This is a genomic window from Amycolatopsis saalfeldensis (assembly GCF_900110575.1).
Lineage (GTDB): Bacteria > Actinomycetota > Actinomycetes > Mycobacteriales > Pseudonocardiaceae > Amycolatopsis > Amycolatopsis saalfeldensis.
In genome coordinates this window covers 634,572-648,983 of the sequence record NZ_FOEF01000001.1, presented here as the reverse complement: position 1 = coordinate 648,983, position 14,412 = coordinate 634,572, and the positions used below count along the sequence as shown (strand labels likewise).

The 14,412-nt window shown below is 71.9% G+C and carries 13 protein-coding genes; 10 read left to right on the top strand and 3 right to left on the bottom strand.

The window, feature by feature from the left end:
* Position 1 precedes the first annotated feature (1 nt).
* Positions 2 to 778, bottom strand: coding sequence for a site-2 protease family protein (locus tag BMY97_RS02960; protein WP_091612005.1), 777 nt, complete (start codon positions 776 to 778; stop codon positions 2 to 4).
* Between the two features lie 278 nt (positions 779 to 1,056).
* On the opposite strand from BMY97_RS02960, the gene BMY97_RS02955 reads away from it, so the two are divergent.
* Positions 1,057 to 1,314 (top strand): WhiB family transcriptional regulator, encoded by a 258-nt coding sequence (locus tag BMY97_RS02955; protein ID WP_177231178.1) that lies wholly within the window; start codon positions 1,057 to 1,059, stop codon positions 1,312 to 1,314.
* A 200-nt stretch (positions 1,315 to 1,514) separates the two neighbouring features.
* On the opposite strand, the gene BMY97_RS02950 is transcribed toward BMY97_RS02955, so the two are convergent.
* Positions 1,515 to 2,033, bottom strand: a complete 519-nt coding sequence (locus tag BMY97_RS02950) for a hypothetical protein (RefSeq protein WP_091612000.1) — start codon at positions 2,031 to 2,033, stop codon at positions 1,515 to 1,517.
* A 262-nt stretch (positions 2,034 to 2,295) separates the two neighbouring features.
* On the opposite strand from BMY97_RS02950, the gene BMY97_RS02945 reads away from it, so the two are divergent.
* The gene (locus BMY97_RS02945) at positions 2,296 to 5,649 is read left to right on the top strand and encodes a glycosyltransferase family 2 protein (RefSeq protein WP_091611997.1); all 3,354 of its coding nucleotides are present in this window, start codon (positions 2,296 to 2,298) and stop codon (positions 5,647 to 5,649) included.
* A 2-nt stretch (positions 5,650 to 5,651) separates the two neighbouring features.
* On the opposite strand, the gene BMY97_RS02940 is transcribed toward BMY97_RS02945, so the two are convergent.
* Positions 5,652 to 6,116, bottom strand: a complete 465-nt coding sequence (locus BMY97_RS02940) for a metallopeptidase family protein (protein WP_091611994.1) — start codon at positions 6,114 to 6,116, stop codon at positions 5,652 to 5,654.
* 79 nt (positions 6,117 to 6,195) lie between these two features.
* Between BMY97_RS02940 and BMY97_RS02935 the strand changes: the two genes are divergently transcribed.
* The 8 genes from BMY97_RS02935 (at position 6,196) to BMY97_RS02900 (ending at position 14,391) form a co-directional block, all read left to right on the top strand.
* Positions 6,196 to 6,549 carry a DUF3499 domain-containing protein gene (locus BMY97_RS02935; RefSeq protein ID WP_091611991.1) on the top strand — a complete coding sequence of 118 codons (354 nt, stop codon included), beginning with the start codon at positions 6,196 to 6,198 and terminating at the stop codon, positions 6,547 to 6,549.
* A 73-nt stretch (positions 6,550 to 6,622) separates the two neighbouring features.
* Positions 6,623 to 7,978: a phosphomannomutase/phosphoglucomutase gene (locus BMY97_RS02930; protein ID WP_091611988.1), complete on the top strand. Its 1,356-nt coding sequence runs from the start codon at positions 6,623 to 6,625 to the stop codon at positions 7,976 to 7,978.
* Between the two features lie 86 nt (positions 7,979 to 8,064).
* A complete protein-coding gene (locus BMY97_RS02925) occupies positions 8,065 to 8,313 on the top strand; it encodes a Trm112 family protein (RefSeq protein ID WP_091611985.1) in 249 nt (82 codons plus the stop codon).
* Positions 8,297 to 9,391 (top strand): hypothetical protein, encoded by a 1,095-nt coding sequence (locus BMY97_RS02920; protein ID WP_177231140.1) that lies wholly within the window; start codon positions 8,297 to 8,299, stop codon positions 9,389 to 9,391. Before BMY97_RS02925 ends, BMY97_RS02920 begins: the two co-directional genes overlap by 17 nt.
* 79 nt (positions 9,392 to 9,470) lie before the next feature.
* Positions 9,471 to 10,703, top strand: a complete 1,233-nt coding sequence (manA, locus tag BMY97_RS02915; protein WP_091611979.1) for a mannose-6-phosphate isomerase, class I — start codon at positions 9,471 to 9,473, stop codon at positions 10,701 to 10,703.
* Between the two features lie 100 nt (positions 10,704 to 10,803).
* Complete coding sequence (locus tag BMY97_RS02910) at positions 10,804 to 11,718, top strand: cation diffusion facilitator family transporter (protein ID WP_091611976.1); 915 nt, start codon at positions 10,804 to 10,806, stop codon at positions 11,716 to 11,718.
* Between the two features lie 83 nt (positions 11,719 to 11,801).
* Positions 11,802 to 13,361 carry an amino acid permease gene (locus tag BMY97_RS02905; RefSeq protein ID WP_091611971.1) on the top strand — a complete coding sequence of 520 codons (1,560 nt, stop codon included), beginning with the start codon at positions 11,802 to 11,804 and terminating at the stop codon, positions 13,359 to 13,361.
* Between the two features lie 337 nt (positions 13,362 to 13,698).
* Positions 13,699 to 14,391 carry an LPXTG cell wall anchor domain-containing protein gene (locus tag BMY97_RS02900; RefSeq protein ID WP_143086105.1) on the top strand — a complete coding sequence of 231 codons (693 nt, stop codon included), beginning with the start codon at positions 13,699 to 13,701 and terminating at the stop codon, positions 14,389 to 14,391.
* The last annotated feature ends 21 nt before the right edge of the window (positions 14,392 to 14,412 follow it).

Here is a 14,412-nt window from a genome sequence, read left to right as displayed (position 1 = left end):
GTCAGTTGCGCCAGAACAGGAAGGCGGCCTGCCCGATCACCCCGGCGAGGTCGCTGCCGCCGAGCGCGCCGAAGATCGCGCGGGCCACGTCCCACAGCAGGTTCGACACCGCCTGGAAGGCGAACAGCAGCGCGAACAGCACCAGCGGCGCCCACGGCCGCACCCGCGCGCCGAACTCCCGCGCCTGCGGCGAGAGGTACGGCTCCAGCGCGCCCCAGCCGTCCAGGCCGGGGATCGGCAGGATGTTGATCAGGAAGGTCATCACCTGCAGCAGCGCGAGGTAGGACAGCCCGTAGAAGAGGCCCTGGGCCATCGGCACCAGCGCGATCACCAGGCAGAGCGCGGCGCCGGCGCCGAGGTTGCTCAGCGGGCCGGCCAGCGAGACCCACATCGAGGTGGCCCGGGTGCGCAGCGCGCCACGGTTGATCCACACCGCGCCGCCCGGCAGCGGGATGCCGCCGATCAGCAGGAAGACCAGCGGCAGCACGATCGACAGCACCGGGTCGGTGTACCGGCGGACGTCCAGCGTGAGGTAGCCCTTGTCGGGGATGCTGCCGTCGCCGCCGCGGTAGGCCACGATGGCGTGGCCGAACTCGTGCAGCGTCAGCGAGGCGATCCAGCCCCCCGCCACCAGCAGCACCACCCCGGCGATGAACATCGGGTCCTTGCTCCCGGTCAGGGACGCGGAATCGCCGTAGGCGGCCAGGAAGCCTCCCACGACGGACACTGCGAGGATGCCGAAGAAGACCGGGCTCGGGCGTACTGCTGATCTCTGCACCCCACCAGTCTTCCGTATGCCCGGTGTGAAGTCTCCGGCGTGTCCCCTTGCGCAGCGGGCGAGAGGTATCCCCCGAACTCGCTACTCCGCTTGACCTGATCGCACTACACGGGTGTAATCACAGTGATGTCATTCGTTGTCGAGAGGGGACAGCGGGTGTCGTTTCACCACCGCCAGCCTGGGGAGTGCGTAGGAGCGAGGAGGCGGACGTGCGGTTGGAAGCGGATAACAAGGAGTGGGGGCACGTCGTGGGTTGGGGAGAGAACCCGGAGCAGCAGCTGGGGGATCTCACCGACCTCTTCGATGCCGGTGAAGAGGAGCAGGACTGGCAGGAGCGCGCCCTGTGCGCGCAGACGGACCCGGAGGCGTTCTTCCCCGAGAAGGGCGGCTCCACCCGTGAAGCCAAACGGATCTGCCTGGGCTGCGAGGTCAAGGACGAGTGCCTCGAGTACGCACTCGCGCATGACGAGCGCTTCGGCATCTGGGGCGGCCTGTCCGAGCGAGAGCGGCGAAAGCTGAAGAAACGCATCGTGTGACGGGCCGGCTTCGCGGGTGAGGTGTGTTCGCGGAAAGCGCGAACCATCTCGTCGGCCGTGTCTTCTGGGGGTGCAACCCCCAGACCCCGCCCGGGGGCACGCCCCCGGACCCCCGGGGTGGTTGGCTGCCGTTCTCGGGTGCGGCCGGGTGCGGTTCGTGGTTGGGGATTGGTGGCTGGGCGGGGTTTCGGGGTGGGCGCTCAGTCGGTGACGTACCAGGTTCCGTTGCGTAGCTCCAGGACGGCGTCGCCGAGGTCGCTGTCGGTGAACTTGACGGCGGCCTTGACCGCCTTGGCCGGGATGTCGACCTTCGTCGAGGTCTCGGTGATCCGGGCCCGGTCCACGGTGGCGCTCTGCAGGGCTTTCCGCTGCGCCGGGCTGATCATCGCGAAGGTCATCGGAAACGTCGTTTCGCACGGCCCGATGCCCTCGTCCTCCGCCTTCTTGGCGGCGGGCCCGGCGATTTCGCAGGCCGTGGTGACATCTTGGTTGCCCACCGCGTGCAGGAAAGTCTCGTAGCGCTCGACCGCGCCGGCGGCCGGCTTCTTCGTCGACGAGGTGGCCTGCGTGCTCGTGGAAGGCAGCGCGGCGGAGGTCGTGGCCGCGGGCGGGGTGGCAGCCGAGGACGTCGGCGCCGCCGAAGGGATGCCCCCGCCCGAACAGCCGGCGACCAGCAGGGCGAAACCCGTGACGTACAGGGGGAGCGCGCGAGTGGACATGGGCCGAGAGTAGCGCTTTGACCAGGCAAGAGTGACACTTTTAAGCAAAATGCCACGCGATGGGGTGCCGGCCTGCCCGTTCCTCCGGCCGCCGGGTGGCGGGAGCGAAACCGACGGCTCCCGAAAAACCCTGTGGGAGCGCAAGACCTTGGTGTAACCGGTCAAGAAGTAAGCCCCGCTGAACGGCGTGGGTTCGACGCCGCGCGACGGGGTGAGGCCGTAGGGTGGCCGCACCCGTCCGCCGCCTGTCCAGGAGTGGTTGTTGACCCGCACCGTCGCTCCGTCCGCCGTGCGGACGCTGCCCGTTCTGGCCATTGTGGTCTGTCACGACGGCGAAGAATGGCTGCCACTGGCGCTTTCTTCCTTGCGCCGCAGCACGATCCGGCCGCGGCACGTGCTCGCGGTCGACACCGGGTCGACCGACCGGACGGCCCGGCTGCTGGCCGAGGCGGCCGACCCCCACGGCGTGGCGACGGGCTCCGACGCACCGCCGGTGCTGTCCGGCGTCGTCACTCTATCGAGTGAAACCGGCTTCGCTGCGGCGATCGCGGCGGCGGTCGAGCACGCCGTCGAGCGCTGGGGCGACCCCGGCGCGTGGCTGTGGATCCTGCACGACGACTGCGCGCCGGAGCCCGACTGCCTGGAACAGCTGCTGCACGCGGCGGAGGTCACGCCGTCGGCGAAGGTGCTCGGCCCGCTCGGGCTCGACTGGGCCGACCCGCGCCTCGTCGTCGAGGCCGGGCTGTCCACCGACGCCTCCGGGCACCGCCAGCAGATGGCCGCGGCCGACGGCGGGCCGAGCGAGGTGCTCGCCGTCCCCAGCGCGGGATCGTTGGTACGGCGGGAACTCTGGGAGGACCTCGGCGGCTTCGACGAGGAGTTCGGTTTGCTGCGCGAGGATCTCGACTTCGGCTGGCGTGCGAACGCGGCCGGGTCGCTCGTGCTGTCCGTGCCCGCCGCGCGGCTGCGGCACGCGCGCGCCCTCACGACGGGACAGCGCTCGCCCGACGCGGTGTCCTCGTCGCTCGCCGCGCTGAACCGCGCCCACGGGCTGCGGGTGTTCCTGGTGAACTGCTCGCCGCTTTCGTTCTGGTTCGGGCTGGTCCGGCTGCCGGTGCTGCTGGTGTTGCGCGCGCTCGTCTTCTTCCTGCTGCGCCGGACCACCGAGGCCCGAGCGGAGCTGTCGGCGCTGGGATATCTCTGCCGTGGCCGAGGAAAACTGCGAGCCGCGCGGGCCTGGCGGCGGGAGATCCCGCGCCCCGGCACGGTCCGTGGGCTTTTCACCGGACGGTTCACCCGGCTGCGCAACGCCGTGCGCGCCGGGGTGGTCGGCCTCGTGCGCAAGGGCGTGGAGAGCGACCTGGCGCTCGGCACGGTCCCCGAGGGCGTCCAGCAGGACTCGGCGTGGATCCCGCCGGAGGCGCTCGCCGCGTCCGCCGGCCGTCCGGTCGGGCCCGACGCGCTGCCCGCCGGGGCCTTGCGGGGGTTGAGCGTCCGCGGCTCCGGGCTGCGCCGGCCCGGCTCGGTGGTCGCCGTCGCGTTGCCGGAGGCGCCGACGCGTGACGAGGCACCGGACACAGAGGACAGTGCGAGCGCCGAGCCGACGGAGACCGAAGACGCCGGCCGGCCGTCGCCGGTGCCGCGCCCGGACCCGGCTCCAGCCGAGCCGGAACTGGTCTTCGTGGAGGTGAACCGCCGGCGCGTGCTCGCCGCGACGGTGTTCGCGCCGCCGTTCGTCCTCGCCGTGGTGCTGATCGCGCTCGCGCTGGCGGTCAACGCCGGACGGCTCGGGCTCGACCTGTCCGGCGGCGGGCTGCTGCCGGTCGGCGGGCTCGGCGAAATCTGGTCGGCCTACCTCTCGCCGTGGCACGCGATCGGGGGCGGCACGGGCGCGCCGGCGCCGGCCACGCTGCCGGTGCTCGGCACCATCGGCGCGATCTTCACCCCGATCGGCGGCCCCGCCGCACTGGTGGCGATCCTGCTCATCGGTGACATCCCGTTGGCCGGGCTGAGCGCGTACGCGGCCACGCGCAGGCTTCCCGTGCGTCGCTGGGTGCGCGCGGTCGTCGCGGCGACGTACGCGCTGCTGCCGGCCGCCACGGCGTCGGTCGCACAGGGCCGGCTCGACGTGGTGGTGGTCCACCTCGTGCTGCCGCTGGTGGTCGCCGGGATCACGCGCCTGCTGACGCGTCCCGGCACGCGGTGGCTGCACGTCTCGGCGTTGTCCGCGTTCGGCGTCGCGCTGCTCGGCGCGTTCTCGCCGCTCGCGCACGCGCTGGCACTGGCCGGGCTGCTGATCGGCTTTGTCGTGCTGCCGGCCCCGACCGGGCTCGCGCGCCGCGTGGCGTCGGTCGGCATCGTGGTGATCCTGCCGCTGGTGCTGCTGCTGCCGTGGCCGACGGTGCTGCTGAAACACCCCGAACTGCTGCTGCACGGTCTCGGCGGGCCGGCCGCGCCCGCGTCCGGCACCGATCTGGCCGGGCTCACCCCGGGTGGGCCCGGCGCGTGGCCGATCGGCGTGGTGGTGCTGGCGGCGACGCTCGTCGCCCTGGTGGTCCGGCCGACGCGGCGGGTGGCCGGCGGGCTCGCGCTCGCCGTGCTGGGTGTGCTCGGCGTGGTGCTCGTGCGGCAGATCCCGGTGACGCCGCTGCACGGCGGCGCGGCCGCGACCGGCTACACCGGAGTGCCGCTGCTCGTGGTCGGCGCCGGGCTGCTGTGGGCGGTGCTCGCCACCTGGCAGCGCGGCGGCTCCTCCGGCATGCCCGCGCCGTGGCTGCCGAAGGCGGCCGGGATCGCCGGCGTGGTGGTGCTGGCCGCGCTCGGCACGGGCGCCGTCGTGACCGGGCACGAAGGCCCGTTGACCGCGCAGCCGCGGGCACAGCTCGCGCCGGAAGTGGCGGCCGACGTCGCCGCGACCGGACGCGCGGTGCTCGACCTGAGCCGGCCGGGGGAGCCGCCGCGTCAGACCGGCGGCCGGCTCGCGCTGTTCGGCGACGACGAACTGGCGCCGGCCCCCGGCACTCCGGAGCGGCTCGCCGGCTGGCGCCGCGACCTCGGGCAGGGCGACGCGAACGCGGTCAAGCGCGCCTTCGCCGCCGCCACGGCGTCCGGCGTGCAGTACGTGGTTCTCCCGCAGGGCACGGATTCACGGCCGTTCGTGACCATGGCCGGCGATCTTGTGGCCACCGCGGCCCCGATGTCCGACGGCCGCCCGGTGCTCAAGCTCGTGGCGAAGTCCGGCGGGGTCGAGCTGATCTCGCCGGAACTGGCGAAGCAGGCGGTCACGGGTGGCGGCGCACCCGGCGTTTCCCCCGGCGTGTCCCCGGTGGACGCCCGGCTGCCGGACGTCCGCGTCCGCGCTTCCGACGGGCCGACCGGACGGCTGCTGGTCCTCGCCGCCGAGCAGGAGGCGGGCTGGCAGGCGACGGTGAACGGCAAGGCGGTGCCGATCGTGCCCGCGTGGGGCCACCAGGTGGCGGTCTCGATCCCGCCGTCGCCGTCGGAGGTTTCGGTGACTTTCCCGGGCACCGAACGCGGTCTGCTGCTGCTCGTGCAACTCGCCGCGGTGCTCTTCACAGCGCTGACGGCCGTGCCGCCCCGGCGTCGCCGCCCCTGAAGTCAGTCGCCTTCGATGACGTCCGGCTCGACGCCCAGGTAGCCCGCGACCTGTTCCACGAGCACGTCGTGCACCAGGTCGGCCAGCTCGCCGGGGTCCTTCGCGCGGGCCTCGAGCGGGCGCCGGTAGAGCACGATCCGGGCGCGCGTCGGCAGGCCGGCCCGGTCGACGCCGGCCGGGACCAGGCGCGACAGCGGCACGGCGCCGTCGTGCAGGACGCCGTCGATCGGGGCGCGGCTGTCCGCGTTGACCTCCGGGACGTCGTCGACCGCCACGTCCAGCGTGGTCAGCTCGTGGCGCCAGCGGGCCTCGATCGGCTCGAGCGCGTCGAGCACCAGCGCGTCGAACCGCTCCGCCCGGCTCGCGGCAGCGGGCAGGGACGCCGGATAGAGCGTCCCGCGCAGGCCCCGGCCGTGCCGGTCCCTGCGCAGACGCCGCCGCTGTCGGTAGTCACGAGCCGTCGCCACCGGGTAAGTCTATGCGGTCGCCGGCCCCACGCGCGTGTCGCCGGTGCCCCCTTGCCACGACGCGCTATCGTTCTCGATCGTGCGGAGCGTACGGAAATGTTCGCGAACGGGTTGCCCCGAGCCCGCTGTCGCCACGCTCACGTATGCCTACAGCGATTCGACCGCCGTCGTCGGCCCCCTCGCCACCGCGTCCGAACCGCATTCGTACGACCTCTGTGAAGCCCACGCACTCCGGCTCACCGTGCCCAAGGGCTGGGAGGTCGTGCGCCACGAGGGCGCCTTCGCCGCCCCCGACCCCTCGAACGACGAGCTGACGGCGCTGGCCGAGGCCGTGCGCGAGGCCGGCCGCTCGGACCGCCCGGCGCCCCCGCCGGAGCCCGACGCCCCGTCCGGCAGGCGCGGCCATCTCCGCGTGCTCCCCGGGCGCGCCTGAACCAGGCTCCCGCCGGTAGGCTTTCCGCGCGGCGCGTCCGGCGCCGGGACGACACTATCGGCGGGGAGACGGCGTGCCAGATCTTTCGGGCATCGTGAAGGCTTACGACATTCGCGGAGTGGTCGGCGAGCAGCTCGACGCGGCCCTTGTCCGTGACTTCGGTGCCGCGTTCGCCCTGCTCATCAAGCCCGAGGCGCCGGCCGTGGTGATCGGCCACGACATGCGCGACTCCTCGCCGGAGCTGTCCGCCGCGTTCGCCGACGGCGTGACCTCGCAGGGCCTCGACGTGGTCTCGATCGGCCTGGCCAGCACGGACCAGCTGTACTTCGCTTCGGGCTCGCTCAACCTGCCGGGCGCGATGTTCACCGCGAGCCACAACCCGGCCAAGTACAACGGCATCAAGATGTGCCGCGCCGGCGCCGCCCCGGTCGGGCAGGACACTGGCCTGGCCGAGATCCGCGACACCGTCGAGCAGGGCGTGCCGTCGTTCGAGGGCAAGCGCGGCACCGTCACCGAGCAGGACGTGCTCCACGACTACGCCGCCTACCTGCGCAACCTCGTGGACCTGTCCGGCTCGCGGCCGTTGAAGATCGTGGTCGACGCCGGCAACGGCATGGGCGGGCACACCGTGCCGACGGTCTTCGACGGACTGCCGATCGAGGTCGTCCCGATGTACTTCGAGCTCGACGGCACCTTCCCGAACCACGAGGCCAACCCGCTCGACCCGGCCAACATCGTCGACCTGCAGGCGAAGGTCCGCGAGGTCGGCGCCGACGCGGGCGTGGCGTTCGACGGCGACGCCGACCGGTGCTTCGTGGTCGACGAGCGCGGCGAGCCGGTTTCGCCCAGCGCGATCACGGCGCTGGTGGCCGTGCGCGAGCTGGTGAAGGAGCCGGGCGGCACGGTCATCCACAACCTGATCACCTCGAAGGGCGTGCCGGAGATCGTCGCCGAGCACGGCGGCAAGCCGGTGCGCACGCGGGTGGGGCACTCGTTCATCAAGGCCGAGATGGCGCGCACCGGCGCGATCTTCGGCGGCGAGCACTCCGCGCACTACTACTTCCGCGACTTCTGGCGCGCCGACACCGGCATGCTGGCCGCGCTGCACGTGCTGGCGGCGCTGGGCGAGCAGGACGGCCCGCTGTCCGCGCTCACCCAGGACTTCTCCCGCTACGCCGCGTCCGGCGAGATCAACTCGACGGTCACCGACCAGGTCGCGCGGATGATCGCGGTCAAGGACGCGTACGCGGGCAAGTCCGGCGTCGAGATCGACGAGCTGGACGGGCTGACCGTGCAGCTGCCGGGCGGCGCGTGGTTCAACCTGCGCCCGTCCAACACCGAGCCGCTGCTGCGGCTGAACGTGGAGGCCGCCGACCGCGCCGCGGTCGAGGCGCTGACCGACGACGTGCTGTCCATTGTCCGGGCCTGAAGAGGCCGTGCCGAGGGTCCTTTCCTGGCCGAACCGTATCCGGGAAACGCCCGTTACCACCCACCTACGCGTGGTATGGAGGAACCATGGCCATCACGCTTGACGCACAGCTGCTGGAGATCCTCGCGTGCCCGTCGCCGGATCACGCGCCCCTGCGGCCCGGCACCCCGGCCGACGCCGATGCCGAAGCGCTGACCTGCACCGAGTGCGGCCGGGTGTACCCGGTCCGCGACGGGATCCCCGTGCTGCTGCTGGACGAGGCCGTAGTCGACGGGGCGCCCGGCCAGGGCGATGCCACGGGAGACCCGGATGACAGCCATGCCGACAGTGCTTGACGATTCCCTGCTCGACGATCCCGCGCGGCTGGCCGAGGCCGACAGCGCGGGGCTGCTGCGTGCCGCCGCGATGGCGGGCGCGCAGGTCCGGGCCGCCGCCGAGGCCGCGGCCGAGATCGGGCTGAGCGACCGGCTCGACGTCGGACGGCCGCGCTCGGTGGTGCTGATCGACCGCCCGGGCGTCAGCCGGACGCTGACCCGCCTGCTCGCGGCGCTGCTCGCGCCGTCGTGCCCGGTGCCGGTGGTGGTGGCCGAGGCCGTGCCGTCGTGGATCGGCGCGCTCGACGTGGTCTTCGCGCACACCGACGACGCGGGTGACCGCGAGCTGGCCGCCTCGCTGGAGCGGGCGGCCCGGTTCGGCGCTTCGGTGGTGCTGTCCGCGCCGCCGGACGGCCCCGTCGCCGCTGCCGTCGCGGGCAAGGGCCTGGTGCTCGCCCCGCGCGTGCCGGTGCCGCCGGAGCTGGCGTTCCCGCGCGGGCTCGCGGCCGGGCTGCTCACGGCGAACGCGCTGGGGCTGCTGGTCGCCGACGTCCAGGTGCTGGCCGACCAGCTGGACCTCGAGGCCGAGAAGGACTACCTGGCCCGGGATTCGTTCGCGAACCCGGCCAAGGCGCTGGCGTTGCGGGTCGCCGACCGGGTGCCGCTGCTGTGGGGGCTGGACCCGGTGGCGGTCGCCGTCGGGGAGCACGCGGCGCACGCGTACGCGGCCCACGCGGCGATGGTGTGCGACGTCGAGGACTACCGGCAGGCGCTCGCGCGGCCGGCGTTGCGCATCCGGGCGCAGTCGGGCGGCGGAGAGCGTGACATTTTCGCCGATCCGGACGACTCACCCGATGACACCGCGACCCGGGTGCTGCTGCTCTCGGTGCGGACCGGGCAGGCCGCCGAGGCGGCGCGGTTCGAGGCCGAGGAACTGCTGCCCGGCGTGGACGTGATCGCGCCGGCGGAGGAGTTCGAAGCGGACGAGATCGTCCGCGCGGCCGTTCTCGCGCTCAGATTCGAACTTTCTGCTGTTTATCTCGGGCTCGCTGCGGGCAGCATCGGTGGTGCCGGACGCTACGAGCCGGCCACGGCGTAACGACGAGCCGGCGCGCGAGGGTGCCGCGGCGCACCACGTCGGCTTCGGCCGACGGGAAGGATTGGGAGTTGAGGTGACAGTGGAGCTGTTGCGCAACGCCGTACGGCCGTACGCCTGGGGATCGCGGACCGCGATCCCGGAGCTGCTGGGGCGTCCGGTGCCGGCGCCGCACCCCGAAGCCGAGCTGTGGATGGGCGCCCACCCGGGCGACCCGTCCCACGTGATCGGCCCGGACGGCACGGAACGGAGCCTGCTGGAGCTGGTCGACGCCGATCCGGTCGGCCAGCTCGGCGAGCGCTGCGCGAAACGCTGGGGCGGCCGGCTGCCGTTCCTGCTGAAGATCCTGGCCGCGGAAGAGCCGCTTTCGATGCAAGCGCACCCTTCGGCCGCGCAGGCCGCCGAGGGGCACGCACGCGAGGAGCGGCTGGGAATCCCGCGCGACGCGTCGAACCGCAACTACCCGGACCCGACGGCGAAACCGGAGCTGGTCTGCGCGCTCACGGAATTCCACGCGCTGGCCGGATTCCGCGACCCGGGCCGCACCGTGAAGCTGCTGAAGGCGATCGAGACGCCGGGGCTCGCGAAGTACACCGGCCTGCTCGAGGCGCAGCCGGACCCGTCCGGGCTGCGCGCGCTGTTCACCACGTGGATCACGCTGCCGCAGCCGTCGCTGGACGGGCTGCTGCCGGAGGTGCTCGACGCGTGCGTGCGGCACGTCCAGGAGCACGGCGAGTTCGCGACCGAGTGCCGCACGATCCTGGAGCTGGGCGAGGCGCACCCGCGTGACGCCGGGGTGCTCGCCGCGCTGCTGCTGAACCGCCTGACGCTGCGCGAGGGCGAGGCGATCTACCTGCCGGCCGGCAACCTGCACCTGTACCTCAGCGGCACCGCTGTGGAGATCCTGGCCAACTCGGACAACATCCTGCGCTGCGGCCTCACCCCGAAGCACGTGGACGTGCCCGAGCTGCTGCGCGTGGTCGACTTCGCGTGCGGCGAGATGCCGGTGCAGCCCGGCGAATGCGCGGACGACCGGATGGCCGTCTACCACACCGACGCCCCGGAGTTCGAACTCTCGCGCATGGAGTGGACCGCCGACGACCCCACGGAGATCGAGGTCGACTCCGCCGGCCCGCAGATCCTGCTCTGCACCGCCGGCGACCTCCTGGTCACCGCCGCCGACGGCGAGCGGATCGAACTGCGCCGCGGCCAGTCGGTCTGGCTCCCGGCCGCCGACCCGGCCGTCAAGATCCGCCCGCTGGACGGTGTGCGGGCCCAGTTGTTCCGCGCTACGGCAGGCACCTGCGAGGAGTAGCCGCGGCCTCGGATCCCCAGCTGATCCTCTAGGCTCCGATCGGGCAATTCGGGTAATACGACGCAGTGCATGCCCGTCCGCGGAAGCAGGGGAGCAGACAGTGTCAGCTGGTGGCGGTACGAAGGCGATCGTCGCGGCGCTCGCGGCCAATGCGGGGATCGCGGTGGCCAAGTTCGCCGGGTTCCTGGTGACCGGGTCCTCGTCGATGCTGGCGGAGTCGGTGCACTCGCTGGCCGACACGTCGAACCAGGGGCTCCTGCTGCTCGGGCAGAAGACCTCCAAGCGGCGGGCCACGCGCGAGCACCCGTTCGGCTTCGGGCGGGAGCGGTACTTCTACTCGTTCATCGTCGCGCTGATGCTGTTCACGCTCGGCTCGGCGTTCGCGCTGTACGAAGGCATCCACAAGGTCATCGAGCCGGAGCCGCTGGACTCGCCGATCGTCGCGGTGATCATCCTCGTGGTGGCGATCTGCCTGGAGGGCTACAGCTTCTACACCGCCGTCGGCGAGTCGAGGAAGATCAAGGGCAACGCCGGCTGGTGGCGGTTCATCCGCCAGGCCAAGGAGCCCGAGCTGCCGGTGGTGCTGCTGGAGGACAGCGGCGCGCTGATCGGCCTGGTGTTCGCGCTGCTGGGCGTCGGGCTGTCCACCGTGACCGGCGACCCGGTGTGGGACGGCCTCGGCACCGTGATGATCGGCGTGCTGCTCGGCATCATCGCGGTGATCCTGATCGTCGAGATGAAGAGCCTGCTGATCGGCGAGGGCGCCACCGACGCCGACCTCGCGACGATCGTCGGCGAGCTGGCCGCGGGCAAGGTCGAGCGGGTCATCCACATCCGCACCCAGTACCTCGGCCCGGACGAGCTGCTCGTGGCCGCCAAGCTGGCGCTGGTGCCCGGCCTCGACACCGCGCAGGTCGCCGAGGCCATCGACGACGCCGAGGCCCGCGTCCGCGCGAAGGTGCCGGTCGCCGCCCTGATCTACCTGGAGCCGGACCTCGATCGCACCCCGGCATGACGGTGACTCCGGTAGGCCGTGCCGGGTTTGACGCGATAGGGTGATCCACCCCGATTCACGCAGGTCACCGCAGGAGGTTCACGTTGCCCGGGACGGGTTTGTGGCGCACGAAGTCCATCGAGCAGTCCATGGCGGACACCGATGAGCCGGACACGAAGCTCCGAAGAAACCTGAGTGCCTGGGACCTGACCGTGTTCGGCGTCGCGGTGGTCATCGGCGCGGGCATTTTCACGCTCACCGCGCGCACGGCCGGTGACTACGCGGGCCCGTCGGTGTCGCTCGCGTTCGTGTTCGCGGCGATCGCCTGCGCGCTCGCCGCGCTGTGTTACGCCGAGTTCGCCTCCACGGTTCCGGTCGCGGGCAGCGCGTACACGTTCTCCTACGCCACGTTCGGCGAGTTCGTGGCGTGGATCATCGGCTGGGACCTGATCCTGGAGCTCGCCGTCGGCGCCGCCGCGGTGGCCAAGGGCTGGTCGGTCTACCTCGAGACGGTGCTCGGCTACCTCTTCGGCCAAGGCGCCAAGACGACGTTCGACCTCGGCGGCGTGACCGTCGACTGGGGCGCGTTCGTCCTCGTCGCCGTGCTGACCACGCTGCTGGTGATCGGGACCAAGCTGTCCTCGCGGTTCTCGATGGTGATCACCGGCGTCAAGGTCGCCGTGGTGCTGTTCGTGATCGTGCTCGGCATCTTCTACATCAAGAGCGCGAACTACACCCCGTTCATCCCGCCCGGCCAGGGCGCCTCCGCCTCGTCGGAGACCGGCGTCGACCAGTCGCTGTTCTCGCTCATCGCGGGCGGCGCGAGCAGTTCGTTCGGCGTGTTCGGGCTGCTGGCCGGCGCCTCGCTGGTGTTCTTCGCGTTCATCGGCTTCGACATCGTCGCCACCACCGCCGAGGAGACGCGCAACCCGCAGAAGTCCGTGCCACGCGGCATCTTCGGCTCGCTGGCGATCGTCACGATCCTGTACGTCGCGGTGTCGCTCGTGGTCGTCGGAATGGTGTCCTACAAGGACTTGGCGACCTCGGCGGGCGACGGCAGCCACAAGACCCTCGCCACGGCGTTCTCCGCCAACGGCGTCGACTGGGCCGCGAACATCATCTCGTTCGGCGCGCTGGCCGGCCTCACCACGGTGGTCATGGTGCTGATGCTCGGCCAGGTCCGGATCATCTTCGCGATGTCGCGTGACGGCCTGATGCCGCGCGGCATGGCCAAGACCGGCGGCACCGGCACCCCGAAGCGCGCGACGCTGGTGGTCGGCGGCCTGGTCGCCCTCGCGGCGACGTTCTTCCCGGCCGACAAGCTGGAGGAGATGGTCAACGTCGGCACGCTGTTCGCGTTCATCCTGGTTTCGGCGGGCGTGATGGTGCTGCGCCGCACGCGCCCGGACCTGCCGCGGGCGTTCCGGGTGCCGTGGATGCCGGTGATCCCAGTGCTGGCGATCGTGGCCTGCCTGTGGCTGATGCTGAACCTGACCGTGCTGACCTGGCTGCGGTTCATCGTGTGGATGGTCGTGGGCGTGGTGATCTACTTCGCGTACAGCCGGAGGCACTCGCTGCTGGGCAAGCGCCAGGCCGCGGGCGAGGCACCCAGCGCTTCGCACGCCGGCGAGCCCGAGGGCCCTCCGAGGGTTCCGGAAGACTGACCGTCACCACACTCGTCACGGCCCGCCGTCCCCTCGGGGCGGCGGGCCGTTTCGCGTCCTGACCTGCGGATTCACCGGGGGCCGAGTAGGTTGCCCGAGGTAACCGATTTGGGACATAAGCGCAGATTTGTCACGGAAGGGTAACCGACGCGTCTCGCTTTGGATCGCCTCTCGGACGCTGGGTGACCGTCTGACCCATATGCGATACCTTCCGAGCCTTGACTCCCTCTGACGGGTTAATCACTCCGGTGTAATTCACGCAGTGAGTGGCAGGGGAATCCACAGAGGGTGCACAGATCTTGCTCGATGTCCCCCGTTCGGTACAGGAGAGTTCCTCATGCCCACCATGTCCAGACGACCTGTTCGCGCCGGTCTGACCATCGCCGCCGTGGCCGGTCTCGCCCTGCTCGGGTCGGCGACGTCCGCCCTCGCGTGCACGTCGGGCGACGGCCGCGCGAACCCCACCCCGGGCACCGACGTCACCAAGTGCTCCGACGTCCGCGGCGTCAGCGGCAAGACGCTCGACCAGGGTGACTTCACCTTCACCGGTGGTCCGAAGAGCAAGTCCGTGAGCATCACCGGCGTCAAGGAAGGCGTCACGGTCGAGGCGATCGTCGTCGTCGGCGGCGACGACGGCCACGCGGTGTACGTGCCGGGCAAGAAGGGCCTGGGCAAGGACCTGCCCTGGAACGACCTGATCGCGCCGTTCAGCTTCGACCACAGCCAGCCGAAGGTCGACCACTGGTTCGCCTGCGGCACCGAGAAGGCGCCGACGACCGAGCCGACCAAGCCGTCGCAGCCGTCCGGCACGCCGACCGCGGCCCCGACCTCGGCTCCGGCCGAGACCGCGACGCCGACCAGCAGCACCGCCCCGGCTGCCGTGCCGGCCGGCAACGAGAGCGGCACCGGCGGCGGCCTCGCCAACACCGGTTTCGACAACATGTGGCTGGTCTGGACCGGCGGCCTGCTGCTGGTGCTGGGCGGCGGTCTGCTGGCGCTGCTGAAGCTGCGCCGCCGCGGCACCAACTGACGTAGAACGGGTTCCCGGAAA

Coding starts and splice junctions, on each gene's coding strand:
- BMY97_RS02900 (WP_143086105.1), top strand. CDS start 13,699: ATGCCCACCATGTCCAGACGACCTGTTCGCGCCGGTCTGACCATCGCC.
- BMY97_RS02925 (WP_091611985.1), top strand. CDS start 8,065: ATGGCCATCACGCTTGACGCACAGCTGCTGGAGATCCTCGCGTGCCCG.
- BMY97_RS02950 (WP_091612000.1), bottom strand. CDS start 2,033: ATGTCCACTCGCGCGCTCCCCCTGTACGTCACGGGTTTCGCCCTGCTG.
- BMY97_RS02920 (WP_177231140.1), top strand. CDS start 8,297: ATGCCGACAGTGCTTGACGATTCCCTGCTCGACGATCCCGCGCGGCTG.